Origin of the sequence: Rhodococcus sp. SORGH_AS_0301 (assembly GCF_030818285.1) — a bacterium.
GTDB lineage: Bacteria > Actinomycetota > Actinomycetes > Mycobacteriales > Mycobacteriaceae > Rhodococcoides.
In genome coordinates this window covers 2,967,617-2,990,204 of record NZ_JAUTAC010000002.1, presented here as the reverse complement: position 1 = coordinate 2,990,204, position 22,588 = coordinate 2,967,617, and the positions used below count along the sequence as shown (strand labels likewise).

General features: G+C 68.5%; 24 protein-coding genes, 4 tRNA genes and 1 pseudogene. 16 read left to right on the top strand and 13 right to left on the bottom strand.

Annotation, left to right across the window (positions count from 1 at the left end; genetic code table 11):
- Positions 1 to 3 precede the first annotated feature (3 nt).
- Both pstA and pstB read left to right on the top strand, forming a co-directional pair.
- A complete protein-coding gene (pstA, locus tag QE397_RS14690) occupies positions 4 to 933 on the top strand; it encodes a phosphate ABC transporter permease PstA (protein ID WP_285187808.1) in 930 nt (309 codons plus the stop codon).
- Positions 934 to 948: 15 nt separating this feature from the next.
- The gene (pstB, locus tag QE397_RS14685) at positions 949 to 1,725 is read left to right on the top strand and encodes a phosphate ABC transporter ATP-binding protein PstB (RefSeq protein ID WP_027504266.1); all 777 of its coding nucleotides are present in this window, start codon (positions 949 to 951) and stop codon (positions 1,723 to 1,725) included.
- An 87-nt stretch (positions 1,726 to 1,812) separates the two neighbouring features.
- Here pstB and phoU read toward each other — a convergent pair whose 3' ends face one another.
- The 4 genes from phoU to QE397_RS14665 all read right to left on the bottom strand — a co-directional run bounded on the left by phoU (position 1,813) and on the right by QE397_RS14665 (position 6,847).
- Positions 1,813 to 2,490, bottom strand: coding sequence for a phosphate signaling complex protein PhoU (phoU, locus tag QE397_RS14680; protein ID WP_027504265.1), 678 nt, complete (start codon positions 2,488 to 2,490; stop codon positions 1,813 to 1,815).
- A 75-nt stretch (positions 2,491 to 2,565) separates the two neighbouring features.
- Positions 2,566 to 4,548, bottom strand: coding sequence for an LCP family protein (locus QE397_RS14675; RefSeq protein WP_307095540.1), 1,983 nt, complete (start codon positions 4,546 to 4,548; stop codon positions 2,566 to 2,568).
- A 63-nt stretch (positions 4,549 to 4,611) separates the two neighbouring features.
- Positions 4,612 to 5,751: a tRNA dihydrouridine synthase DusB gene (gene dusB / locus QE397_RS14670; protein WP_056446780.1), complete on the bottom strand. Its 1,140-nt coding sequence runs from the start codon at positions 5,749 to 5,751 to the stop codon at positions 4,612 to 4,614.
- 127 nt (positions 5,752 to 5,878) lie between these two features.
- Positions 5,879 to 6,847 (bottom strand): acyl-ACP desaturase, encoded by a 969-nt coding sequence (locus tag QE397_RS14665; RefSeq protein WP_027504262.1) that lies wholly within the window; start codon positions 6,845 to 6,847, stop codon positions 5,879 to 5,881.
- A gap of 353 nt (positions 6,848 to 7,200) precedes the next feature.
- Between QE397_RS14665 and QE397_RS14660 the strand changes: the two genes are divergently transcribed.
- The 3 genes from QE397_RS14660 to QE397_RS14650 are packed head-to-tail and all read left to right on the top strand — an operon-like array spanning position 7,201 to position 9,257.
- Positions 7,201 to 7,815: an AIM24 family protein gene (locus QE397_RS14660; protein ID WP_373425298.1), complete on the top strand. Its 615-nt coding sequence runs from the start codon at positions 7,201 to 7,203 to the stop codon at positions 7,813 to 7,815.
- A gap of 1 nt (position 7,816) precedes the next feature.
- Complete coding sequence (locus QE397_RS14655; RefSeq protein WP_056446783.1) at positions 7,817 to 8,488, top strand: AIM24 family protein; 672 nt, start codon at positions 7,817 to 7,819, stop codon at positions 8,486 to 8,488.
- Positions 8,489 to 8,504: 16 nt separating this feature from the next.
- Positions 8,505 to 9,257, top strand: a complete 753-nt coding sequence (locus QE397_RS14650) for an AIM24 family protein (protein ID WP_307095535.1) — start codon at positions 8,505 to 8,507, stop codon at positions 9,255 to 9,257.
- 28 nt (positions 9,258 to 9,285) lie between these two features.
- Here the strand turns inward: QE397_RS14650 and QE397_RS14645 are convergent.
- A tRNA-Lys gene (locus QE397_RS14645) sits at positions 9,286 to 9,358 on the bottom strand.
- Between the two features lie 320 nt (positions 9,359 to 9,678).
- Here QE397_RS14645 and QE397_RS14640 point away from each other — a divergent pair.
- The 9 genes and pseudogenes from QE397_RS14640 (at position 9,679) to QE397_RS14600 (ending at position 15,455) form a co-directional block, all read left to right on the top strand.
- Positions 9,679 to 10,329 (top strand): ScbR family autoregulator-binding transcription factor, encoded by a 651-nt coding sequence (locus QE397_RS14640; RefSeq protein WP_027504258.1) that lies wholly within the window; start codon positions 9,679 to 9,681, stop codon positions 10,327 to 10,329.
- 96 nt (positions 10,330 to 10,425) lie between these two features.
- A tRNA-Glu gene (locus QE397_RS14635) sits at positions 10,426 to 10,498 on the top strand.
- A gap of 92 nt (positions 10,499 to 10,590) precedes the next feature.
- Positions 10,591 to 10,664 (top strand) — tRNA-Asp (locus QE397_RS14630).
- Positions 10,665 to 10,753: 89 nt separating this feature from the next.
- Positions 10,754 to 10,827 (top strand) — tRNA-Phe (locus QE397_RS14625).
- 104 nt (positions 10,828 to 10,931) lie between these two features.
- Positions 10,932 to 12,182, top strand: a complete 1,251-nt coding sequence (locus tag QE397_RS14620) for an FAD-dependent oxidoreductase (RefSeq protein WP_307095532.1) — start codon at positions 10,932 to 10,934, stop codon at positions 12,180 to 12,182.
- 91 nt (positions 12,183 to 12,273) lie between these two features.
- On the top strand, positions 12,274 to 12,975 hold the full coding sequence (locus QE397_RS14615) for a response regulator transcription factor (protein ID WP_307095530.1): 702 nt from the start codon (positions 12,274 to 12,276) through the stop codon (positions 12,973 to 12,975).
- Entirely contained in the window at positions 12,972 to 13,934 is a 963-nt protein-coding gene (locus tag QE397_RS14610) for a HAMP domain-containing sensor histidine kinase (protein WP_307095528.1), read from the top strand. The genes QE397_RS14615 and QE397_RS14610 overlap by 4 nt, the downstream gene beginning before the upstream one ends.
- 74 nt (positions 13,935 to 14,008) lie before the next feature.
- Positions 14,009 to 14,581 (top strand): annotated as a pseudogene (locus QE397_RS21805) (DUF4153 domain-containing protein); the annotation flags it as partial.
- A 52-nt stretch (positions 14,582 to 14,633) separates the two neighbouring features.
- Positions 14,634 to 15,455: a DUF4173 domain-containing protein gene (locus QE397_RS14600; protein WP_307095523.1), complete on the top strand. Its 822-nt coding sequence runs from the start codon at positions 14,634 to 14,636 to the stop codon at positions 15,453 to 15,455.
- Here the strand turns inward: QE397_RS14600 and QE397_RS14595 are convergent.
- The 3 genes from QE397_RS14595 to QE397_RS14585 form a co-directional block, all read right to left on the bottom strand.
- Positions 15,394 to 15,678, bottom strand: a complete 285-nt coding sequence (locus QE397_RS14595) for a protealysin inhibitor emfourin (protein ID WP_027504254.1) — start codon at positions 15,676 to 15,678, stop codon at positions 15,394 to 15,396. The genes QE397_RS14600 and QE397_RS14595 overlap by 62 nt on opposite strands.
- Position 15,679: 1 nt before the next feature.
- Entirely contained in the window at positions 15,680 to 16,819 is a 1,140-nt protein-coding gene (locus QE397_RS14590; protein WP_307095520.1) for a M4 family metallopeptidase, read from the bottom strand.
- Between the two features lie 81 nt (positions 16,820 to 16,900).
- Positions 16,901 to 17,362, bottom strand: coding sequence for a hypothetical protein (locus tag QE397_RS14585; protein ID WP_051612982.1), 462 nt, complete (start codon positions 17,360 to 17,362; stop codon positions 16,901 to 16,903).
- Positions 17,363 to 17,432: 70 nt separating this feature from the next.
- On the opposite strand from QE397_RS14585, the gene QE397_RS14580 reads away from it, so the two are divergent.
- On the top strand, positions 17,433 to 18,527 hold the full coding sequence (locus QE397_RS14580; RefSeq protein ID WP_307095517.1) for a hypothetical protein: 1,095 nt from the start codon (positions 17,433 to 17,435) through the stop codon (positions 18,525 to 18,527).
- Here the strand turns inward: QE397_RS14580 and QE397_RS14575 are convergent.
- Positions 18,469 to 19,317: a pseudouridine synthase gene (locus QE397_RS14575; protein ID WP_222651028.1), complete on the bottom strand. Its 849-nt coding sequence runs from the start codon at positions 19,315 to 19,317 to the stop codon at positions 18,469 to 18,471. The two genes, QE397_RS14580 and QE397_RS14575, sit on opposite strands and share 59 nt — an antisense overlap.
- Positions 19,318 to 19,449: 132 nt before the next feature.
- Here QE397_RS14575 and QE397_RS14570 point away from each other — a divergent pair, with 132 nt between their 5' ends.
- A complete protein-coding gene (locus QE397_RS14570) occupies positions 19,450 to 20,337 on the top strand; it encodes an oxidoreductase (protein WP_307095512.1) in 888 nt (295 codons plus the stop codon).
- 4 nt (positions 20,338 to 20,341) lie between these two features.
- Here QE397_RS14570 and QE397_RS14565 read toward each other — a convergent pair whose 3' ends face one another.
- The 4 genes from QE397_RS14565 to QE397_RS14550 form a co-directional block, all read right to left on the bottom strand.
- A complete protein-coding gene (locus tag QE397_RS14565; protein WP_027504250.1) occupies positions 20,342 to 20,764 on the bottom strand; it encodes an organic hydroperoxide resistance protein in 423 nt (140 codons plus the stop codon).
- Positions 20,765 to 20,795: 31 nt separating this feature from the next.
- Complete coding sequence (locus tag QE397_RS14560) at positions 20,796 to 21,227, bottom strand: MarR family winged helix-turn-helix transcriptional regulator (protein ID WP_307095509.1); 432 nt, start codon at positions 21,225 to 21,227, stop codon at positions 20,796 to 20,798.
- An 81-nt stretch (positions 21,228 to 21,308) separates the two neighbouring features.
- The gene (locus tag QE397_RS14555; RefSeq protein ID WP_155956908.1) at positions 21,309 to 21,476 is read right to left on the bottom strand and encodes a hypothetical protein; all 168 of its coding nucleotides are present in this window, start codon (positions 21,474 to 21,476) and stop codon (positions 21,309 to 21,311) included.
- 76 nt (positions 21,477 to 21,552) lie between these two features.
- The gene (locus QE397_RS14550; protein ID WP_307095506.1) at positions 21,553 to 22,347 is read right to left on the bottom strand and encodes a DUF1206 domain-containing protein; all 795 of its coding nucleotides are present in this window, start codon (positions 22,345 to 22,347) and stop codon (positions 21,553 to 21,555) included.
- Positions 22,348 to 22,588 lie beyond the last annotated feature (241 nt).

Sequence of the window (22,588 nt, the reverse complement as noted above, 5' to 3'; positions counted from 1 at the left end):
CCCATGGCCGACACCACGTCCGGTGGAACCGCCACCATGGATCGCCCCGTCAAGGAGCCGACCTTCCAGGGTGTCAGTGCCCGTCGCAAGGCCTCCGACTCGATCGCGACGGTCCTCGTGTCCCTCGCGGTGCTCGTCGCGCTCGTCCCACTGATCTGGGTTCTCTACACCGTCGTCTCCCGCGGTATCGGCGCCGTCGCGTCGGCCGACTGGTGGCAGTACTCGCAGGCGGGTGTCACCCCCTTCAAGGAAGGCGGCGGCGCGTACCACGCGATCGTCGGAACGCTGCTCCAGGGACTCTTCTGCGCGGTCATCTCCATCCCGATCGGCATCTTCGTCGCCATCTACCTCGTCGAGTACGGCGTGGGTACGCGGCTCGCGAAGGCCACGACGTTCATGGTCGACATCCTCACCGGTGTCCCGTCCATCGTCGCGGCGCTGTTCATCTACTCGCTGTGGATCGCGACGTTCGGCTTCGACCGGTCGGGTCTGGCTGTCTCGCTCGCCCTGGTCCTGCTCATGATCCCCGTGATCGTGCGCTCGGCGGAGGAGATGCTCCGCATCGTTCCCCAAGACCTGCGCGAGGCGTCGTACGCGCTGGGTGTGCCGAAGTGGAAGACCATCGCCAAGATCGTCGTCCCGACGGCGCTCTCGGGCATCGTCACGGGCATCATGCTCGCTCTCGCCCGCGTCATGGGTGAGACGGCGCCGGTGCTGATCCTGGTCGGGTCCGCGACGGCCATCAACTTCAACCTGTTCGCCGGTCCGCAGACGTCCCTGCCGCTCATGATGGTCGACCTCCAGAAGGCCGGAACCGCTGCCCTCACCAGTGAGCGGATGTGGGGTGCCGCCCTCACCCTCATCCTCATCGTCGCGGTGCTGAACATCGGCGCGAAGCTGGTCTCCCGCTTCTTCGCTCCCAAGAACTTCTGACAGAAGGATCTCGACATGGCAAAACGACTCGATCTCAAGGACGTCAACATCTTCTACGGCAAGTTCCACGCCGTGTCGAACGTGACGCTCTCCGTTCCTCCTCGTAGCGTCACGGCCTTCATCGGACCGTCCGGCTGCGGCAAGTCCACGGTGCTCCGCTCGCTGAACCGCATGCACGAGGTCACCCCGGGTGCCCGCGTCGAGGGCTCGGTGCTGCTCGACGGCGAGGACATCTACGGTTCCGGCGTCGACCCGGTCGGCGTCCGCCGCACCATCGGCATGGTCTTCCAGCGTCCGAACCCGTTCCCCACCATGTCCATCCGCGACAACGTCGTGGCCGGCCTGAAGCTGCAGGGTGGCCGCAGCAAGAAGCAGCTGGACGAGGTCGCGGAGGAGTCGCTCAAGGGCGCGAACCTGTGGAACGAGGTCAAGGACCGCCTCGACAAGCCGGGCGGTGGTCTGTCCGGTGGTCAGCAGCAGCGTCTGTGCATCGCCCGTGCGATCGCGGTGCAGCCCGACGTCCTGCTCATGGACGAGCCCTGCTCGGCTCTCGACCCGATCTCGACGCTGGCGATCGAGGACCTGATCGGTGAGCTGAAGAAGGACTTCACCATCGTCATCGTCACGCACAACATGCAGCAGGCTGCACGTGTGAGCGACCAGACCGGCTTCTTCAACCTCGAGGCCACCGGCAAGCCCGGCAACCTGATCGAGATCGACGACACCGAGAAGATCTTCTCCAACCCGTCGCAGAAGGCCACCGAGGACTACATCTCCGGTCGCTTCGGCTAGACCGCAGCTCGCGCGTCCACACACGGAAAGGGCGCCCTCCCCGCGGGGAGGGCGCCCTTTCGTGCGTCCGGGTACCGAGTGGAAGAACTAGGACACGTGCTGCGCGGGAGGCGTCGGCAGGTCGCTGGGCAGGCTGCCGGTGACCAGGAAGATGACTCGGCGGCCCACCTCGACGGCGTGGTCGGCGAAGCGCTCGTAGAAGCGACCCAGCAGGGTCACGTCGACGGCTGCGGCGACGCCGTGCTTCCACTCCTTGTCCATGAGGACGCTGAACAGGTGGCGGTGCAGGTCGTCCATCGCCTCGTCCTCCTCACGGAGCTTCGCGGCGCGCTCGGGGTCGCGGGTCTCGAGCACCTCACGTGCGGAGGAGCCGAGAGCGACGGCGATGCGTCCCATCTCGGCGAAGTAACCGTTGACCTCCTCCGGCAGTGCGTGCTGGGGGTGGCGACGACGCGCGATCTTGGCGACGTGCAGGGCGAGAGCGCCCATCCGGTCGATGTCGGCGACGATCTGGATGCCGGAGACCACCGAGCGGAGGTCGCCGGCGACGGGTGCCTGGAGAGCCAGCAACGCGAAGGCGCGCTCCTCTGCCTGGGCACTGAGGTCGGTGATCTTGTCGTGCTCGCCGATCACCTGCTCGGCGATCCGGAGATCCGCCTGCAGCAGGGACTGCGTGGCGCGCTCCATCGCACTACCGGCCAGGGCGGCCATCTCGCCGAGCAGGTCGGCGAGTTCTGTCATCTGTTCGTTGTAAGCCACGCGCATGGCCCGATTTTACTCGGCCGTACGTGGGTACAGGGCATGCAGGCGGTGAACGGGCGGTGAATGCGGAGCAGCGATTCACACACAGGACTCGTCCGCCCCGTTCGTGACCGTCAGATCGCTGGGGAGCGCGACCTCCGTGGACGCTCCGGAGACCCCCGTCGCGAAGGTCGGAAGCAGGTCTCCGACGACGGTCGGCGGCATCAGGAAGCCCTGGAAATCCGTCCCCAGGACGACTTCGACGATGCCGCCCAGAGTCGGCGTCTCCTCGAGAACCGCTCCCGGAATGGTGCTGGCCACCGTCGACGCGTCCGCGATCGACCCGGCGCCGTACCGCACGACGGTCGCCGCGGCACCGGTGGTCTCGGCGTTGCCGGTCCCGACGACCTGGAAGCCGTAGGCCGCCAGTTCGTCCGCGGTGGTGGCGGCCAGTCCGCTGGTCTCCGAGGCGTTGGAGATCTGGACCGACACCAGCGAGGGGTCGACCGCGACCTGCGGTTCGGTGGTGACCGGCGGCGCGACCTCGGGGGTGGTCTCGGGTGCGCGTTCCTCACCGGGGAGCGGCTGGTCGTCGATGATCGCCTGGAAGATCGCCTTGATGTCGTCGGTGCGCGGGATCTCGTTGCCGTAGTCGGTGGTACCCGCGGTGGGGACGGTGAGGAACGTGACCGCGCCCGCCTCGACGCCGCGCAGCGACTTGCCGAGCGTCAGCAGATCCGACGTCTTCACGTTCTCGACGAACGTGTCGCGGGTGAACGCCGTGACGAAACCGTTGAGGGCGCCCGGGTCGAACAGCACGCGGTTGCTCAGCACGGAGCGCAGGAGCGAGGACAGGAAGAGTTGCTGACGTTTGATGCGTCCGTAGTCACCGGTGCCCTCGGCGTCCACCTTGCGGGCGCGCACGTAGTTGAGCGCGGTGCGTCCGTCGATGCGCTGTTCGCCCGCGGTGGCCAGGACCGTTCCCAGCTCCTCGTCGACCAGCGGAACCGGGGAACACACGTCCACCCCGCCGACCTCGTCGACCATCGACTCGAAGCCGGCGAAGTCGATACCCACGAAGTGGCCGATCCGCAGTCCGGAGATCTTCTGAATGATCTTGACCAGGCACTTGGGTCCACCGAGCGCGTAGGTCGCGTTGAGCTTGTCGCCGTCCGCGGCGGGATACATCTCGCCCGTGTAGTCACCGGTGGTGCTGTCCCAGCCCTCGCACTCGGGGCGTTCGACGTCGAGGTCGCGGGGGAACGACACGGCGACCACGCGACTGCGGTCGGCCGGGATGTTGATGAGCATGACGGTGTCGGACCGTGCACCCTCGGCATCGGCCACCGTGCCGGCGCCGATCTCACCACTGGCTCCGGCTCGGGTGTCCGTCCCGACGATGAGGTAGGTCTCGTCGCCGTACTGGCCGGGCGCGTCGACCACGTCGGTGGACTCGGTGTCCAGGGCCGCGACCTGCTCGAACCCGCGGTCGGTCGCCCGGAGATATCCCCACACGACACCGGTGATGACCAGGGCCAGGATCGAGACCATCGAGACGCCGACACGGCCGGCGACCCGCATCCGCTTGCGCTTGCGTGCCCTGCTGAGGGCGAGCCGCGTGAGCGTCGGGGGTGCGACGGGGCCGACCGCCTCGGGCGCCGGACGCTCTGCGGTGCGTCGCTCGTCCACGACGGGGGCGATCACCTCGGTGGGCGGCTCGGGATCCTCGCGAGGTGGAACCGGCGGGGACGGTGGAGGGCTCGACGCGACCGCTCGATCGTCCGCGCCGGAGGTCGGCGAGTCGTCGCGACCCGCTGCGCGTCCCCGGTTGGAACCGATGCGGGAGATCCGATCCACGACCTCGGCCACCGAGAGCCGTCGATCCTGGTCGTCGGACGAGGACGGCGGGGTCTGCTCGGGCTCGGGTCGATCCGCTGGCGGGCGCTGTTCCGGCGCGGGCTGCTCGGACGGGGGAGACGGTGTCTCGGGGTCGCGATCGGAGCGCGGCACTCGCGAGATGGGACGCTCCCAGGGGGCGCGTCGTCCGGGTGTGGGCGACCCCGGTTCGTTCTCGTCACCCACTGGTCGTTCCGTCTTTCTCTCGGGCGTCGAACAGTGGTCGACGGATCGACGCCATAGTACTGATCATCCGCCCGAGTGCATCAGATCGGCGCCCGCCGGCACCGCACAGTCGTCGGGATCGTCGAGCCAGCCGTCGGGCAGCGACACGGCGCCGGGGGAACCCTGGCGACCGCGGGGGCCCTCGGCGTCGGCCGGGAAGGGAACGGTCGGATCCAGGCGAGCCAGCAGCTCGTCGAGCTCCGCGAGTGTCGAGACGGTGGCCATGCGTACCCGCAGGTCCGAGCCTGCTGGGAAGCCGCGCATGTACCAGGCGACGTGCTTGCGCATCTCCCGGAGCCCGCGGCCCTCGCCGTGGTGGTCGGACAGCAGTTCCGCGTGCCGACGCATGATGACGGCGACCTCGCCCAGCGTGGGCGGCGTCGGCGCAGTGGTGCCGCGCAGAGCGGCGGACAGTTCGGCGAACAGCCAGGGGCGTCCCAGGCAGCCGCGGCCGACGACCACGCCGTCGCAGCCGGTCTCGGCCATCATGCGGGCGGCGTCGGACGCGTCGAAGATGTCGCCGTTGCCCAGGACGGGGACGTCGCGAACGTGATCCTTGAGGCGCGCGATCTCGGACCAGTCGGCCGTACCGGAATAACGCTGCGCCGCGGTGCGCGCATGGAGCGCGACGGCCGCAGCACCCTCGCCGGCGGCGATCCGTCCTGCGTCGAGGTGCGTGTGATGCTCGTCGTCGATGCCGATCCGAAACTTGACGGTCACCGGGATGTCCGTCCCCTCGGTGGCCTTCACCGCCGCGGCGACGATGCGTCCGAAGAGCGATCGCTTGTACGGCAGGGCGGCGCCGCCGCCCTTGCGCGTCACCTTGGGCACAGGGCAGCCGAAGTTCATGTCGATGTGGTCGGCCATGTTCTCGTCGACGATCATCTTCGCGGCGTCGTACGTCGTGTCCGGGTCCACGGTGTAGAGCTGCAACGAGCGAGGCGTCTCGGTCGGGCCGAACGTGGTCATGTGCAACGTGGCGGGCTGCCGCTCGACGAGGGCACGCGCGGTGACCATCTCGCAGACGTAGAGCCCGGAGGTGCTGCCCGTCAGCGTCTCCTCGAGCTCCCGACACAGCGTGCGGAACGCCACGTTGGTGACACCGGCCATCGGCGCGAGGACGACGGGACTACGCAGGGCGAGGGAACCGATCTGCAGAGTCATGGTTGATCACACACCAGACATGGTCGACGGGAAACAGCGATGTGCCCGGCATCCGCGGAACGGGTGCCGGGCACATCGAGGGTATCCGTCGGAACTGGCACTCGGCCACTCCGTGGTGCGGTGCGGGTCAGGATGCCTGCGCGGCCTGCCGCTTGGCAGCCTCGCGGGACAGCATGCGGTCGCGCTGCTCCTCGAACTTGAGAACGTCTTTCTCCAGCTTCTCGAGGAAGGCGGCGAGCTCCTCACGCGTCTGCTCGCCCTCGGCGGTGAAGTCGGTGCGATCGAAGATGTTCCACTTGCGCAGCACCGGCATGACGACGTCCTCGAGGTGCTGACGCAGATCGTAGATCCCGTGCTTGGCCATCAGCACGCCGTTGCGGCGGAAGTTGGGCATGCCGGCGCCGGGCATCTGGAAGTTCTGCACGATGTCGGCGATGGCACGCAGCGCCTGGTCGGGCGAGATGTCGAGCGCCGCACCGCACAGGTTGCGGTAGAAGATCATGTGCAGGTTCTCGTCGGCCGCGATGCGCTGGAGCATGCGGTCGGCGATGGGGTCGTTGCAGACCTTGCCCGTGTTGCGGTGGCTGACTCGCGTGGCCAGCTCCTGGAACGTCACGTACGAGACGGAGTGCAGGAAGCCCATCTGATCGTGGCCACCGGCAGCGGCCGAGGAGAAGCCGTTGGTCATGTGCTCGATGCGGGCCTGCTCGAGGGCGACGGGATCCACTCCGCGCGTGACCACCAGGTAGTCGCGCATGACGATGCCGTGGCGGTTCTCCTCGGCGGTCCACCGGCCCACCCAGGTGCCCCAGGCGCCGTCCTGCGAGAAGTTCTCCGCGATCTCGCGGTGATACGACGGCAGGTTGTCCTCGGTGAGGAGGTTGGTGATCATGGCAGCCTTGGCCACCTCGTCGAGCCGAGACTGCTCGGGCGACCAGTCCTCGCCACCGAGCGCGGCGAAGTTACGCCCCTCGTCCCAGGGGACGTAGTCGTGGGGGTGCCACTCCTTCGCCATGGAGAGATGCCGGTTCAGATTCTCTTCCGCAACCGGCTGCAGCTCTCCGAGCAGCTCCAGTTGGGTCAGATCCCGTGCCATGCGTGTCCTCCAGAATGGTGTTCGGCTCACTGCTTCCGCGCGATGACCGCGCTGCCTCGTGCTGTGAGGGCAGCCTACGGCACCGTAACTTCGATGTGAATTGCTTCGACGAGCCGCCGCGAGGGGTGCGTACCGTCCGGTAGACGTTCATCGAGCGGGGCGACAGTTCGTTACGCCCGCCCGCCGTCGACCTCGTCCAGTATATGCCGCGGGGTACGGGGTACAGGTGTTGTGACTTCTGCGAGAAACGAACTCGATGTACTGTGCGTCACTCGGAGTCGGTGGCGGGGGACAGATCACCGGAGCCACTGTGGCGACGACCGTTGTCTGCCATTCTGTCTGCCGTGGCGCAACTGAGAACCGAGGGACACCGCGTTCTGGTCGTCGACCTGCACGGGGACAGCGTGCGGGCGGTCACCGGATCGATGATCGCGTACGAGGGCCAGGTGACCTTCCGGAACGCCGGGATGGGCGGTGGCGGTGGACTGCGCGCCGCTCTCAAGCAGAAGGTCACCGGCGAGTCGCTGTCCCTGATGGAGATGGCGGGGCAGGGAACGGTGCGGCTCGCGGTCGACGCGCAGCACGTCGTCGTCGTGCCGTTGGCGGGTGACGCACTCCACGTCGAATCGTCGCAGTTGCTCGCTCTGTCCGGCGGGCTGCGGTCCGATGTGGCCTTCGCCGGGCTCCGCGGCGCCTCGTCCGGGCAGGGCCTGTTCACGACGGTCGTCAGTGGACAGGGCGAGGTGGGGCTGCTGTCCGCGGGCGGACCGCTCATCGCGCTCGAGGTGTCACCGCAGTACCCGTTGGTGGTCGATCCGGACGCCTTCGTCGCGCACCGAGGTCAGGTGACACAGAGCTTCGTCACCGACGTCACGTGGCGGTCGGCCGTCGGCGGCGGGAGCGGCGAGGCCTTCTCCCTCCGCTTCGACGGCGCCGGTGTCGTCTACATCCAGCCGCAGGAGCGCTGACATGTTGGAACTCGTCAACAGCAAGGTCGTGAAGTCGACCGTCGCCCCGGGCTCGCCCACGCTCGCGCGCCGTGGATCCATGTTGTTCCACCAGGGCGACGTCCGCTTCGTCCCGCACACGATCGGCGGCGCGGGCGGCATGCCGGGGATGGGTGCCGTCGCGGGTATGGCCGGCCGGATGATGTCGGGCGAGCACGTCGCCATGATGGCCGCCGAGGGGTCCGGCACCGTGCACTACGGCCACGCCGGGTTGCACGTGTCCGTCATCGATCTCGACGGGACCGGTGTCCTCTCGGTCGAGGCGTCACGGTTGCTCGCACACAGTGGCGCACTCTCGACATCGGTCGTACCCCTGACGCAGCAGGGAGGGGTCCGCGGCGCGGTGCGCGGGGCGATGACCGGGCAGGGCATGTTCACGACACAGGTCGCCGGACGTGGGCAGGTGGCCGTGCTGGCCCACGGTGGGACGGTCGAGATCGAGGTGGGTCCGCACCGGCCGCAGGTGGTGGTCGATCCGCAGGCGTACGTGTGTCACCGCGGCACTCTCACCGTCGACATCTCGGCGAACGTCGGGTGGCGTGACGCCGTCGGCCGCGGTTCGGGTGAAGCCGTGCAACTCGCGATCGGCGGCGCAGGGACCGTGTGGGTCCAGGCGTCCGAGCAGAAGTTCTGACGAGAGGGAATCGGACATGACCGACGTCGTGCACAACCCCCACACCCTGCCGGTGAACGACAACGTGCCGGGAAACGACTACGCCTTCTGCATCGAACTCGCGGGACAGCCGTGGTTCACGGCGAAGGGCGCGATGATCGCCTACTACGGGTCGGTGCAGTTCGAGCCTCTCGGGCGGACGTCGATGGCGGCCGTCGTGGCCTCACGCTTCTCGTCGCCGCTGTACGCGAACGACTGGGTGCTCGCGAGCGGACACGGCAAGGTGCTGCTCGGCGATCGCGGCTTCGACATCAACTCGTTCGATCTCGACGACGGCAACCTGACCATCCGGGCGTCGAACCTGCTGGCCTTCGAACCCGGCCTCGAGCTGAAGCAGTCCATCGTGCCCGGTTTTCTCACGCTGCTCGGCACCGGGAAGTTCCTCGCCTCGTCCAACGGTGCGGTCGTGTTCGCCGCACCGCCCGTTCGAGTGGATCCGCAGGCACTCGTCGGCTGGGCCGACTGCCCCGCTCCGTCCCACCACTTCGACGCGCAGTGGATGCAGAGCTTCCTGGGGGCGGCGCAGGGGATGCTCCTCGGAGCACAGACGGGGGAGGAGCGGCAGTTCGACTTCACCGGTGCGGGAACGGTCCTGATCCAGTCGTCCGAGAAGGTGGTGAGCGACGCTCATCTGCTCCGCCACATCGAGTCGGAGACCGTGGCGCTGGGTCAGAACGCGTTGCGCTCACTCCATCAGAGCATCGGGGCCCGGCTGAGCCAGAATTCCTGAGCGTCGACGGGTGTGGGGAAAGACGTTGTGCCCCCAGTAGGGCTCGAACCTACGACCTGCGGATTAAAAGTCCGTAGCTCTACCAACTGAGCTATAGGGGCAGTGCACGACGAGTGTAATGGACCCCGGGCGGACGCTCACGACCTGGCCTCGCGTCGGGAGTGACGCATTCACCATTCACCTATTCGCTATGAATCATCACCATTCTCGCCGGTCGACATTCGGACGCGGGCCGGGGGCATATCCGACAAACCGGTCATCGGAACGCACGACACGCTGGTGGGGCCGTCCGAACACGCCGGACGAACCTGCTCGAGCTCGATGTTTGCGGCCACGTCCGAGGGGATTCTCAGGTTTGTCGGCTACCCTTCACTCAGTATCAGGGCCCTTCAGGGTGTTCAATTTCGGAGGCAGCAGCGCAATGGCACAGCAGGAACGTGCTCGACGCACCCGGGCCGCGATCGTCGAGGCAGCCGCGTACGAGTTCAGCAAGCGTGGGTACACCGCGGCGTCGGTCAACACGATTCTCGAGGGATCACGCGCCACCAAGGGTGCGATGTACTTTCACTTCAGCTCGAAGGAAGAACTGGCTCGCGCCGTTCTGCAGACCGCGATGGAGAAGTACGTCGCGATCATGGACGTGGAGCGCCCGGACGGCGTCGATGCCCTCGAGTGGCTGCACAACCTCATCTTCCAGCTCGCCCGGTCCTTCGACGAGAACGTCGTCGTGCGTGCGGAGTTCCGTCTCGTCGTCGAGCCCGAGTTCCACGCGAGCATCCGCGAGGGAGCGGGCGCCGTGTGGGGTCGCACCGCACACAAGCTCGCGGCCGAGGCGCACGAGACCGGTCTGCTGCGCCCCGACATCGATCCGCGCATGTTCACCCGCGTGCTGGTGACCTCGCTCGCCGGCCAGCGGTACATGGCCGATCTGACCGCCGAGGACACCGACCTGGTGGTGCTGTTCGAGGAGTCCCTCGAGGTTCTCCTGATGGCGATGGCGTCGCGGGAATGGCTCGACAAGTGGCGCGTCAACGGGTGGCCCCGAGTCGACGCCGTGAGCGTCGAAACATAGCCTCACCTGCGGATTTGTGAAATTCCGAAGCGGTGTCCTAAGCTATCCAAGCTCCCAACGGAACGCCGTTGGGGTACGGTCGGAGCGATTCGACGGGCCCCCTTCGTTTAGCGGCCTAGGACGCCGCCCTTTCAAGGCGGTAGCGCGGGTTCGAATCCCGTAGGGGGTACGTTTCAGCGAGTGACAACGCTGGAGCGGGAGTGGTGAGAAGTAGGACGAAGATGCAGTAGGGTCTTCCACGCAGTACATGCTTCACAGCATGGCCCTGTGGCGCAGTTGGTTAGCGCGCCGCCCTGTCACGGCGGAGGTCGCGGGTTCGAGTCCCGTCAGGGTCGCAACACCTCAGAGGTCGCAATACCTCAGTGATGCGATGATCGTCAGCACCGAGTAGGACAGCATCACCGGTACCCGCGAGGGTGCCCACGGCCAGGTAGCTCAGTCGGTACGAGCGTCCGCCTGAAAAGCGGAAGGTCGCCGGTTCGATCCCGGCTCTGGCCACCGAGAATGAACACAGACTGGAACCACCTGCCCGCGCAGGTGGTTCTTCTCGTTTCCGGACCCGTCGTCCGAGGTCGCCGAGGCCCGGGTGGTATCGATAGGGCATGACTGACATCGATGCTGACGTGATCGTGGTGGGGGCGGGTATCGCCGGTCTCCGGTGCGCCGGCGCGCTGCGCCGACGTGGATTCACGGTGCGGGTCGTGGAGGCGAGCGACGCCCCGGGGGGACGGATCCGCACCGATCTCGTGGACGGCTTCCGCTGTGACCGAGGCTTCCAGCTCCTCAACCCCTCCTACCCTGCCGTGAAGCGTCATGTCGACGTGTCCGCGCTCGATCTGCGGGTCGCCGGTCGCGGTGTGCGGATCGTCGACGACTCGGGGCGAGCGCACACGGTCGCCGACCCGACACGGCACCCGGGCCTGCTGCTCGGGACCATGCGGTCCGCGGCTCGCCTGGGCCTGCTGCATCCGGGCGCCGTCGTCGGCGCCGCGCGGTGGGCGTTGCCCGCCGTCGGACCGGTGCGCCGCCTGGCCGCGTCCCCCGACGCTGCACTCGCCGACGACTGGGACCGCGTCGGCCTTCGCGGTCCGCTGCGCTCCGCACTGCTGGCTCCGTTTCTCAGCGGGGTCCTCGCCGACGGCGTGGGAGACACGTCGGACCGCTACGTTCGGCTCGTGCTCCGCAGCTTTCTTCTCGCGACACCCGGTGTGCCGAACCGCGGAATGCAGGCGTTCCCCGAGCAGCTCGCCCGCGATGCCGGGGTCGACATCGCGTACTCCTCGCGCGTCGAGCAGGTCACCGACGGCGCGGCACCCGCCGTGCGGATCGCTGACGGGTCGGTGCTGCAGGCCCGCGCGGTGGTGGTGGCGACGGACGCGCGAGGCGCGAACGAGCTGACGGACACCCGGACCTCTCCCATGCGCGGGTTGTCGACGTGGTGGTTCGAGGCCGACGCCGCGGAATCCGACGAGTTCCTCCGCATCTCAGGGACGGGCGGCGTGGTGGTCAACACCGCCGAGATGAGCTCCATCGCACCGGGATACGCGCCGACCGGGAAGACCCTGGTGCAGGCGACCACGCTGCTGGACGACGCCGGTCCCGCCGCGGAGTCCGTCGTGCGCGCCGTTCTCGACCGGCTGTGGGGTCGGTCCACCGCGTCGTGGCGGGTGATCGTGCGTCACGACGTGCGGCGTGCGCTCCCGGTCCAGGCACCCGGGACGTCGCTCCGGCGATCGCTGCGGGTCGGTGACCGCGTGCTGCTCGCCGGCGACCATCGCGACACCCCGTCGATCCAGGGTGCTCTGGTGTCGGGTGGTCGCGCGGCCGCCGAGGTGGCGCGGCTGCTCGGCTGACGCGGCGTCCGGTTCTGGGCCGGAGCGATCTCCACGGAATCTTCACAACGTGTCCCCGAGACCCGCACATGGTGCCGTTACGGTCTGTTTCATGGATCGACGACGAATTCTGGTGGTCGAGGACGAACGGGCCCTGGCCGACGCGATCGCGGCACGGCTGCGGTCCGAGGGCTTCGACGTCGACCTCGCGTCGACCGGACCGGCCGCCGTGGAGACGGTGGCCCGCACGAACCCCGACCTGGTGGTCCTCGACGTGATGCTGCCCGGGTTCGACGGTCTCGAGGTGTGCCGACGCATCCAGTCCCGCCCCGAGGGCGCCGTCGCCGTCCTCATGCTCACGGCGCGGTCGGACGAGACGGACCAGCTGGTGGGCCTCGGGGTGGGTGCGGACGACTACATGTCCAAGCCGTTCTCGATGCGCACCCTGGTGGCCCGCGTGCACGCACTGCTGCGCCGGGTGGAACGCCATCCCTCGCCGTCGCCGACCGTCGTGCACGAGTTCGACGACGTCCGGGTCGACGAGCACGCGCGGCGGGTCTTCCGTGACGGCGACGAGGTCCACCTGACACGCACGGAGTTCGATCTGCTGCTGTTCCTCGCTCGGCGGCCGGGCGCGGCCTTCGCGCGAGACCGGTTGTTGTCGGACGTGTGGGGGTGGTCGCGCGACGACTCCATGACGTCGGTGCCGTCCCGCACGGTCGACAGCCACGTCAAGGCGTTGCGGCGCAAGCTGGGGTCCGACGTCGTGCGCACCGTCCACGGCGTCGGGTACGCGTTCCGGGCACGCGGATGATCCGCCCTCTCGACTCGCTGCGCTCGTTCAAGGTCAAGACCGGCCTGGTGGTGGTCATCGCACTGTTCGCGGCGTCGGGCACCTTCTGGCTCGCGGCGCAGCAGCCCTTCCGGTACGCGCTGCTGCTCGCACTCGTCGTGGCGCTGGTGGTCACACAGATCGTCGCGCACGGGATGACTTCGCCGCTGCGCGAGATGACCGCAGCCTCGCGAGCGATGGCGAACGGGGACTACACGCACCGCGTCCGGGCCACGTCGCGGGACGAGATCGGCCAGCTGGCCGTCGCCTTCAACACGATGTCGGCGGACCTCGCCGAGGCGGATCGCTACCGTCGGGAACTGATCGGCAACGTCTCCCACGAACTCCGGACGCCGATCGCGTCGCTGCAGGCCGTGCTCGAGAACATCGCCGACGGGGTGCAGGAAGCGACCCCCAGGGCGGTGGGAGTCGCTCTCGAGCAGACCGAACGCCTGGCCCGGCTCGTGGACGACCTCCTGGATCTGTCGAAGCTCGAGGGTGGCGCACTCGGCTTGTCGCGCAGCAGGTTCGACCTCCGAGAGTTCCTGACCAGCGTGGTCACCCAGAGCACGGCGACCCGGTTCTCGGTGTCGGTCGAGCCGTCCGGTGCGACGGTGACCGCCGACGAGGAGAGGGTGCGACAGGTGGTGGCCAATCTCATCGAGAACGCCGTACGCCACGGTCCGCCCGACGGTGCAGTGGCCGTGTCGGCCGTGGTGGGGGACGACACGGTGCGCATCGACGTGGTCGACGAGGGCGACGGGATCGCGCCGGCCGACCGCGCTCGGGTCTTCGACCGGTTCGTCCGCGGCGGGTCGACCGACGGCGGCACCGGCATCGGGCTCGCCATCGCTCGATGGGCTGCCGAGTTGCACGGCGGCACACTCGATGTGGTCGACGTCGGCGCCGGGTGTTGCTTCCGTCTCACCCTTCCCGTCTGACCCCACCGTCCGCACTCGACACGTGACACGCATCCGGTGCTCGCGCGATCACCCCTGCCCGAAAGAGGTTCACGATGGCCACCGACCTTCTTCCCGATCCGGCGGCGCAGTCGCCGGTCCGCACCGTCACCGAGTCTCCGCGCCGCTGGGCCGTGGGTTCCGCCGCAGCGGTCGGGGTGGTCGCCGGCGCGATACTGACCGACCGGCCGTCGGTGGCCTACCTCGCCGTCGGCGTCGCTGCCGTCCTCGCCGCTCGACTGCCGGACCGGTCGCGCTGGTCCGTGGCATGGATCGGCGCCGCGTTCACGCTGCTGGTGGTCCCGTTCGTCCGCGATTCGGGATGGCTCGCAGCGTCGTCCGTCGGACTGGCCGTGTGGTGTGTGGCTCTGTCGACCACGAGATCGACGACGTTCACCGCCACGGTGCTCGCGCCGATCGTGCCCGTCGTGGTGCAGGGAGCCGTGCTCCGCTCGCTCGGAACCGGTGCCGCACAGGTGACGCTCCCGTCTCGGGGGTCCGCGGTACGCACGCTGCGCGTGGTGGTGAGCACGGCCCTGCTGGTCACCGTGTTCACGCTGCTGTTCGCGGGCGCCGACGATCGCTTCGCCTCGCTCGTCGACGCGGTGATCCCGACCGTGTCCGTCGACGTCGACCCGCTGGGGCCGGTCGTGGCTCTGTGCGTCGCGCTGTGGATTCTGGGTGTCGCCCACGCGAAGCGTCACGCGATGGCACTCGATGCTCGCTCCTGGCGCCGGTCGACGACGACCGGTGTGGGAGTGGGCGGTGCCGGTCTGCGCGCTCGTCGTCGTGTTCGCTGCGTTCGTGGTGGTGCAGGCAGCCACGTTGTTCGGCGGACACGACCACGTGATGACGACGGACGACCTGACCTTCGCGGACCACGCCCGATCGGGATTCTGGCAGCTGATCACGGTGACAGTCGGCGTGCTCGTCGTGGTCGCCGTGCAGGTACGCAAGGTCGACGCCGAGGTGCGGCGCGACCGGGTGCTCGCGCGCATCGCCTTCGGGTCGCTGTGTGTGCTGACGCTGGTGGTCGTCTGGTCGGCGGTGTACCGAATGTCGTTGTACGAGCAACAGTTCGGTCTCACTCGGCTGCGTGTCGGGGTCATGGCCGTCGAGGTGTGGTTGGGCGTCGTCGTGCTCGCCGTCATTGTCGCCGGTGCGCGCTGGTCCGCGCGCCTACTGCCCGCGGTGATCGTCGGCACGGCGGCGCTGGGCGTGCTGGTGATGGCGGTGGTGAACGTCGATGCGCTGGTCGCGGACCGTGCAGTCGAGCGCTACGAGCGGACCGGACTGATCGACGTCGACTATCTCGGCACGCTGTCGGCGGACGCGGTGCCCGCCGTGTCGACCCTGCCGCCCACGCTGCGCGACTGCATCGTCGACGAGCCCGGGAGCGACCCGTGGTGGAACGCGAACCTCGCACGCCGTGAGGCCGCCGTCATCGCGGCGAGCGACCCTCTCGCAGAGTGCGCTCTGCCAGCTCGCGAAGCGGGCCGGTGAGTGCCGAATCGCCGGTCTCGCACGAGTGCTCGCCGATCTCGAGTCGCCACCGGAAGGTGTCGCGGGCGAGGGACGACGACTCGGGCAGGCCGTTCAACAGGGGGAGCGCGCGGGTGACCAGCTGCTCCCACTCGGGTGCCGTGTCGCCGAGGGCCGTGGTGTCGACGCTGCCGCGGCGGGTCATCCCGGCCACGCCGCCGCTGCGTACCACCACGATGACCATGTCACGTCCTCTTGCTCGCCTCGTCCGCCGCATCGGACGCGGATCCCGTCCCGGCCGGCTCGAGGCCCACGGTAGTCCACCCGCCGACCACGGCGCGGTGAACGTCGGACCCGGTTCCGTAGCGCGCCGATGCCGCCGCGACCGTCGCGGCGGAGAAGGCGGCGAAATCGGCGGTCGGCGTCAGGCTGCCGGACGTGAGGGCGTCGAACCAGACCTGTCCGAGACGATCCCAGGCCGGCCCGCCGAGCGCGACGGCGGCCTCGGCGAACGCGCGGTTGGGGATGCCGGAGTTGATGTGCACCCCGCCGTTGTCCTCGGTGGTCTCGACGTATCCCGCCATGTCCGCGGGCTGGGGGTCCTTGCCGAGGACGTCGTCGTCGTACGCGGTACCGGGTGCCAGCATCGAGCGGAGGGCGCTGCCCTGCACGTCGGGGAGGAAGAGCCCCTCGCCGACGAGCCAGGACGCGTCCTCGGCGTTCTGCCCACGCGAGCGCTGTTCTGCGAGGACGCCGAACACGTCGGACACCGACTCGTTGAGGGCGCCGGACTGTCCGGCGTACTCGAGCTGTGAGGTGTACTGCGTGAAACCGTGAGCCAACTCGTGCGCGATGACGGACAGCGACACGGTGAAGCGGGTGAACACCTCGCCGTCACCGTCGCCGAACACCATGCGGGTGCCGTCCCAGAACGCGTTGTCGTACTGCTCGCCGTAGTGCACCGTGGCGTCGAGCGGCAGCCCCTGCCCATTGAGGCTGGACCATCCGTAGACCTCGGCGAACAGGGCGTGGGTGACGCCGAGGCCGTCGTAGCTCTCGTCCGCCGCCGGATCGCCGACAGGTTCGCCGCCCTCGGTACGCACGACGTCGCCGGGCAGAGTCTGCGTGTTCTTCGCGTCGGCGATGGTGCGCTGCAGTCGATCCGCGACGGCGCCGCGGGGAGCGGTGGGCGACACGGTGGACCGCGTCGAATCGCGTCGGCGCCGCATCTCGTCGTCGAGTTCCAGCGTGCGGCTCGCGACGGACGGGGCGGTGTCCAGGCGGGCACTACGTTCCGCGGGGGCCGACGCGAGGCGCTGCAGAAGGTAGGGAGGAACGACGCCCTGGCAGCAGGGCGTGGTGCGCGAGAGGTCGGGGGTGGCCACGATGAGATCCTTCCGAAGGGGAACGATCGCCACGCTAACCCCGATCACCGACAGCCCGCGCACCTCGCGGAGCTCGTGCGGTCAGGGGCAGGCGACCTTCGCCTGGTCGTAGATGCGACCGGCCTCGTCGACACCGGGCTCGTTGCCGTTGTTGGTGGCCTGCGACCGGATGTCGGTGACCACGGCGTCCTTTTCCTTGCCGTCGGTGATCTGCTGGCAGATGCTGCCGAGCAGCGATTCGATGTCCTCGTCGGACTTTCCCTCGGAGAGCGCGGAGAACTGCGCCTTGTAGGCGGCGACGAAGGTCGCGCGCTTGGCGTCGTCGAACACGTTGCCGGCATCGTCGGCCAGGCTGCCGGCGCTCGACTGGATGCCGGGTGCGGCCGACTGTGCAGAGCTGAGTGCGCCCTGAGCTGCGTCGCCCACCGATTCCGCGGCGTTGTTCGCGGTGTCCTGTGCGGACTGCTGATCCTCGGAGCTGCATCCACCCAGGACCAGGGCGAGGGTGGCGGCAGCGGCGAGCGTGGCGGGAAGGAGTCTCATCGGACGAACTTTACCGGGCGTACCGTCGCATTCCACCGCGAAAGAGGCCTGTGAATGACCATGATCGACGATGGCCATCATGCAGCGGGGTGCGGGTGCGCGGCGGGTGCGGACGCCGATCGTGCGCAGTGCCGACGGGACGTCGTCCGTGGAGTCGTTCGTCATCGCCGCGGTCGCGACCATCCTGCTCACCCGCGCCTACCTCGAACTCACCGACTATCCGCAGGTGGGCGGTGGAAGCCTGCACATCGCCCACGCACTGTGGGGCGGTGCGCTGATGATGACGGCGCTCGTCGTCGGATGGCTGTTCCTCGGCTTCGGAGCGCGCTCGTCGGCCGTGCTGCTGGGCGGCGTCGGCTTCGGTCTGTTCCTGGACGAGGTCGGGAAGTTCGTGACGAGGGACAACGACTACTTCTACGGCCCGTCCGCCGAGATCATGTACGTGACGGTGGTTCTGGTCCTGGTGGTCGGACGAACCGTCCGCGACGTCCGCGAACCGACGCCACGGGAATGCCTCGCGAACGCTGCCGCCATCGCGTCGGAAGGACTCGTCGGTGGGGTACCGGGATCGCGCCGGGAGCTGGCCCGCGAACTGCTCGACCGAGCGCGGACGACGGGAGCCGATCCCGAGCTCGTCGCGAGCATCGACACTCTGCTGAGTCGGTGCGTTCCGGCACCGTCCCGGCCGACGAGTCGGCGGGCGTGGTTCTCGCGCGCCGTCCCGTCGTTCGTGACCAGTACGCGCTGGGCGATCGCGTTGTCCTGGCTCATGGTGGTCACCGCGTCCGCGACGGTCGTGGCGGGCATCGCGCAACTGGCCACGGGCGGTCTGGTCATCGAGCGCGACGACCTCGATGTCACCCTCGACCGGATGACCATCTCGGGCGGCATCCTGTGGGTGACGGCGTGCGTCACGGTTGCCCTCGGGCTCCCGTCGCTGATCGCGCGGCGGCGCACCGCGTCCCTCTGGCCTCTGCACCGACTCCGGTCGGCGGCCCTGATCTACGCGTTGCTCGGTGCGCTCGTCGACTTCGCCGAGACGGGCTTCGCCGCCCTGACCAACCTCGCGATCGGACTGCTGACGCTCGCCGCGATCTCGCACCGGATCACGGTGGAGACAGCGCGAGGGTCCGCTGCGACGCGAAGTGCCGCGGTGCGCCTGTGAGCGGGTCGGTGAACTCGATGCTCCGCGCCAGCAGTCGTAGTGGATCCCGGTAGTCGTCGACGGCGACCTCGCGCGGCACGGGATACAGCGAGTCGCCGACGATGGGCAGGCCGAGAGAGGCCATGTGCACGCGTAGTTGATGGGTCTTGCCCGTGCGCGGATGCAGGCGGTAGAGCGCCAGGTCGCCCACCGTGCGCACCTTCTCGATCACGGTCTCGCTGTTCGGCTCACCCGGCACCTCGGTCGCCTGCAGTGATCCACGGTCCTTGACGATGCGGCTGATCGCGGTGTGCGGGAACGAGATCGGCGAGTCGGGGGCCACCGCTTCGTAGACCTTGACCATGCTGCGATCCCGGAACATCTCCTGATATGCGCGGCGGACGTCCTGTCGTGCGGTGAAGACGAGCACGCCCGCGGTGAGGCGATCGAGGCGGTGCGCCGGGGACAGTGCGTCGTTTCCCAGTTCGCGTCGCAGCCGGGTCAGGGCGGTCTGCACGACGAAGCGCCCGCGTGGTGTCGTCGCCAGGAAGTGCGGCTTGTCCACCACCACGATCGCATCGTCTCGGTACAGGATCGGGGCGGTGAACGGCACCTCGGGTTCCACGGGCGGATCCCGGTACAGGTAGACGTCGGCGCGGGGGACCAGGGGAGTGTCGACCAGCACGGGCCGTCCTGCGGCATCGACGACCTCGCCGTCCGTCACCTTCGCGCGCAGGGCCTCCGCATCGCGCGGAAAGCGTGCGACGAGGTACTCGACTATGGTCCTGTGCTCTGCCGGCGCGTCCGGCATGCGGATCCGCGTCGGATTGAGACCGTCTCGGATCGGCAGCGGTGCGGGCACCGGATCGAGCGTAGTGCGCCGGTACCCTCGAACGCGGTCGGCCGCGACGAGCGGCCGAGAGAAGTCTCAGGGGGGAAGCGCATGGCACAGAAGTCTGCACACAAGTGGGTCGAGACCGACGTACCGGATCAGACCGGCCGGACCTTCGTGGTCACGGGAGCCAACAGCGGGCTCGGCGCCGAGGCCGCGAAGGCACTCGGTCGCGCGGGCGCGACGGTGGTGCTGGCCTGCCGGACAGTGGAGAAGGCGAAGCCGATCGCGGACGAGATCGGTGAGCGCGCCGAGGTGCGTCGACTCGACCTCGCGGATCTGAGCTCGGTGCGGGAGTTCGCCGACAACACGCCCACCGTGGACGTACTGATCAACAACGCCGGCGTCATGGCACTGCCGCTGAAGCGGACCGCCGACGGTTTCGAGATGCAGTTCGGCACGAACCATCTCGGGCATTTCGCGCTGACCGGCCTCCTGCTGGACAGGATCACCGACCGCGTGGTCACCACGTCGAGTTTCATGCACCAGGTACCGGGACTGAAGCTGTCGGATCTCAACTACGAGAAGCGTCGCTACAGCCGGTGGGGTGCCTACGGGCAGTCGAAGCTGTCGAACCTGCTGTTCGCGTACGAGCTGGATCGCCGACTGCGTGCGGCGGGGTCACCCGTGCTCTCGCTGGCGGCGCATCCCGGTTACTCGAGTACCGAGTTGATGGGGCGGACGGAGAGTGTGCAGGACGCGTTCATGTCACTCGGCCGGGTCTTCGCCCAGTCGGCCTACATGGGAAGCCTGCCGGAGCTCTACGCCGCGACGGCACCGGGGCTGCAGTCCGGCGGCTACTTCGGACCGGACGGGTTCCAGGAGCTGAGCGGGCACCCGAAGAAGGTCGGATCGAACAAGGCCTCCCGTGACGAGGCGAAAGCCCGTGAGCTCTGGACCAGGTCGGTCGAGCTCACGGGCGTCACCTACCCGATCTGAACGGTCAGTCGTCGCTGACGGTGATCTGCACGTCGATGTTGCCGCGGGTCGCATTGCTGTAGGGGCAGACCTCGTGGGCCTTGTCCGCGAGGGCCTGCGCCGTGTCGTGATCGAGGTTGGGGAGGGTCACCTCGAGGACCACGGCGAGCTCGAAGCCGCCGGCGTCGTTCGGGCCGATGCTGACCTTCGCGCCGACGGAGGAGTCGGTGACGTCGGCCTTCTGCTGGCCGGCGACGAGGCGCAGAGCGGAGTGGTAGCACGCGGCGTAGCCGACGGCGAAGAGCTGCTCCGGGTTGGTTCCGTTGCCGCTGCCGCCCATCTCGGTGGGGGCGGCGAGGTCGACGTCGACCTTGCCGTCGGTGGTGCGGCCGTGGCCGTTGCGTCCGTCGCCGGTGGCCAGTGCCTCTGCGGTGTACAGCGTCTTCATGGGTGAACCTCTCGTGGTGGGGATGGACGGGTCAGGCGGAACGAAGCGACGCGGTGGTCTTGCGGACGAGTGCGATCAACGTGGTCGCCTCGTCTTCGGAGAGGCCGGTCGCGGTGAAGATGCACTCGGGAACGTGCGCGGCCGCGGAACGCAGGGCGCGGCCCGTGTCCGTCAGCCGGATCTCGACGCGTCGTTCGTCCTCCGCTGAGCGTTCGCGGGTGACGAGCGACAGTGTCTCGATGCGCTTGAGCAGGGGGGACAGTGTTCCGGAATCCAGGCCGAGTCGATCGCCCAGTTCCGAGACGCTGAGTCCGTCCCGCTCCCACAGCACGAGCATCACCAGGTACTGCGGGTAGGTGATGCCCAGGTCGTCCAGCAGGGGCCGGTAGACCGCGGTGGTGGCCCGCGACGCCGAGTACAGGGCGAAGCAGAGTTGCTTGTCCAGTGCCAGCGCGTCGTTCACAAGATCGATCGTAGCGCACAATTGAATTGTGCACAACCTTTTGCTCCAGACAAGATACCATCGCAGCGATCGAGGCGGACGTCAGCGTGCGAACAGGAACATCGCGAGGGTGCGCAGAACGCCGGGGTAGGCGTCGTCACGCGGCTGCGAGGCGGCGGGCGCGGGTCGGAGCGGCGTCATGGGCACCGATGGGTACTGACCGTCGGTAACGGGTGCAGTGGTGGTTTCGGCGGAATGGTCCAGACTCATACCCCGTATTGTGCACCACCCGTCTGCGAAAAGGCTGTGAACAGCCCGTGCGGTCCGTGGCGTGTCCTACGGGACGTCACATCCGGGCGTGCCGGGCCATCACGACGGCGTAGACGCCGTAGAGGGCGATGCCGACTCCGGCGAGGACGAGCAGGATCTGTCCGAACGGCTGCGCCCCCAGGGTCTTGACGGCTCCGTCGAGACCCGTCGCCTTGCCGGGGTCCGCGGTCAGCACGGCGGCGGCCACCAGCACACCGACACCGACGAGGGCGAGGCCCTTGGCGGTGTATCCGACCACGCCGATGACCCGGACCGGACGCCCGACGTGACCCTCGAGGTCCTTCTCGAACTTCGTGGAGATGCCCTTGTAGACGTGATGGGCGCCGACGCCGATGATGACGGCCGCGGCCACGACGAGAACGACCTTGCCGATCGTCGACTCCATGAGGCGGGCGGTGAGCCCGGCGTTCTGCTGACCCGTCGACTGCCCGGCACCGCGAGCGAAGTTCAGCGCGGACCAGGCGAATGCGAGGTACACGACGGCGAGTGCACCGGCCTTGAGTCGATCGGTCGCACTACCGGAATCGGCCTCGGTCTTCTTGCCCACCACCGCCTCGAGAATGCGCCACGCGGCGAGGGCCAGGAAGGCGACGACGGCGATCCACAGCATGACGGCACCGCCGGGCTTGGAGGCCAGCTCGCCCAGCGCGCCGGACTGGTCGGCGTTGCCGCCCTGTCCGAAGGCGAGCCGCACCGCGATGTATCCGATCAGGAGGTGCAGCACTCCGCTCACGAGATGCCCTGCGCGGGCGGCTCTCTCGAACGCCGTGCTGTTCTGGATGCGGTCCCCGCGAGAGGTGTCGATCGCCATCGGACCATGGTCCCACGTCGAGGGAGAAGAATGTCCGCTTCCGCCGCCCGGGCTCGTCGGCACGGCCGTGCGCTACAGTGCCTGTGTGCAGCGAGCATATTTTTGGTTCAGCAGGCCGGCCCTCGGTGGTCCGGTCAGCGGAACCATGCGCTGACCCACTCCACCCGACGAGCCGGCAGGACCGGCTCGCGTGGAATGCGTGTCCCGGTCGTGACGTCTCACCCGACCGCCCCGAGGACTC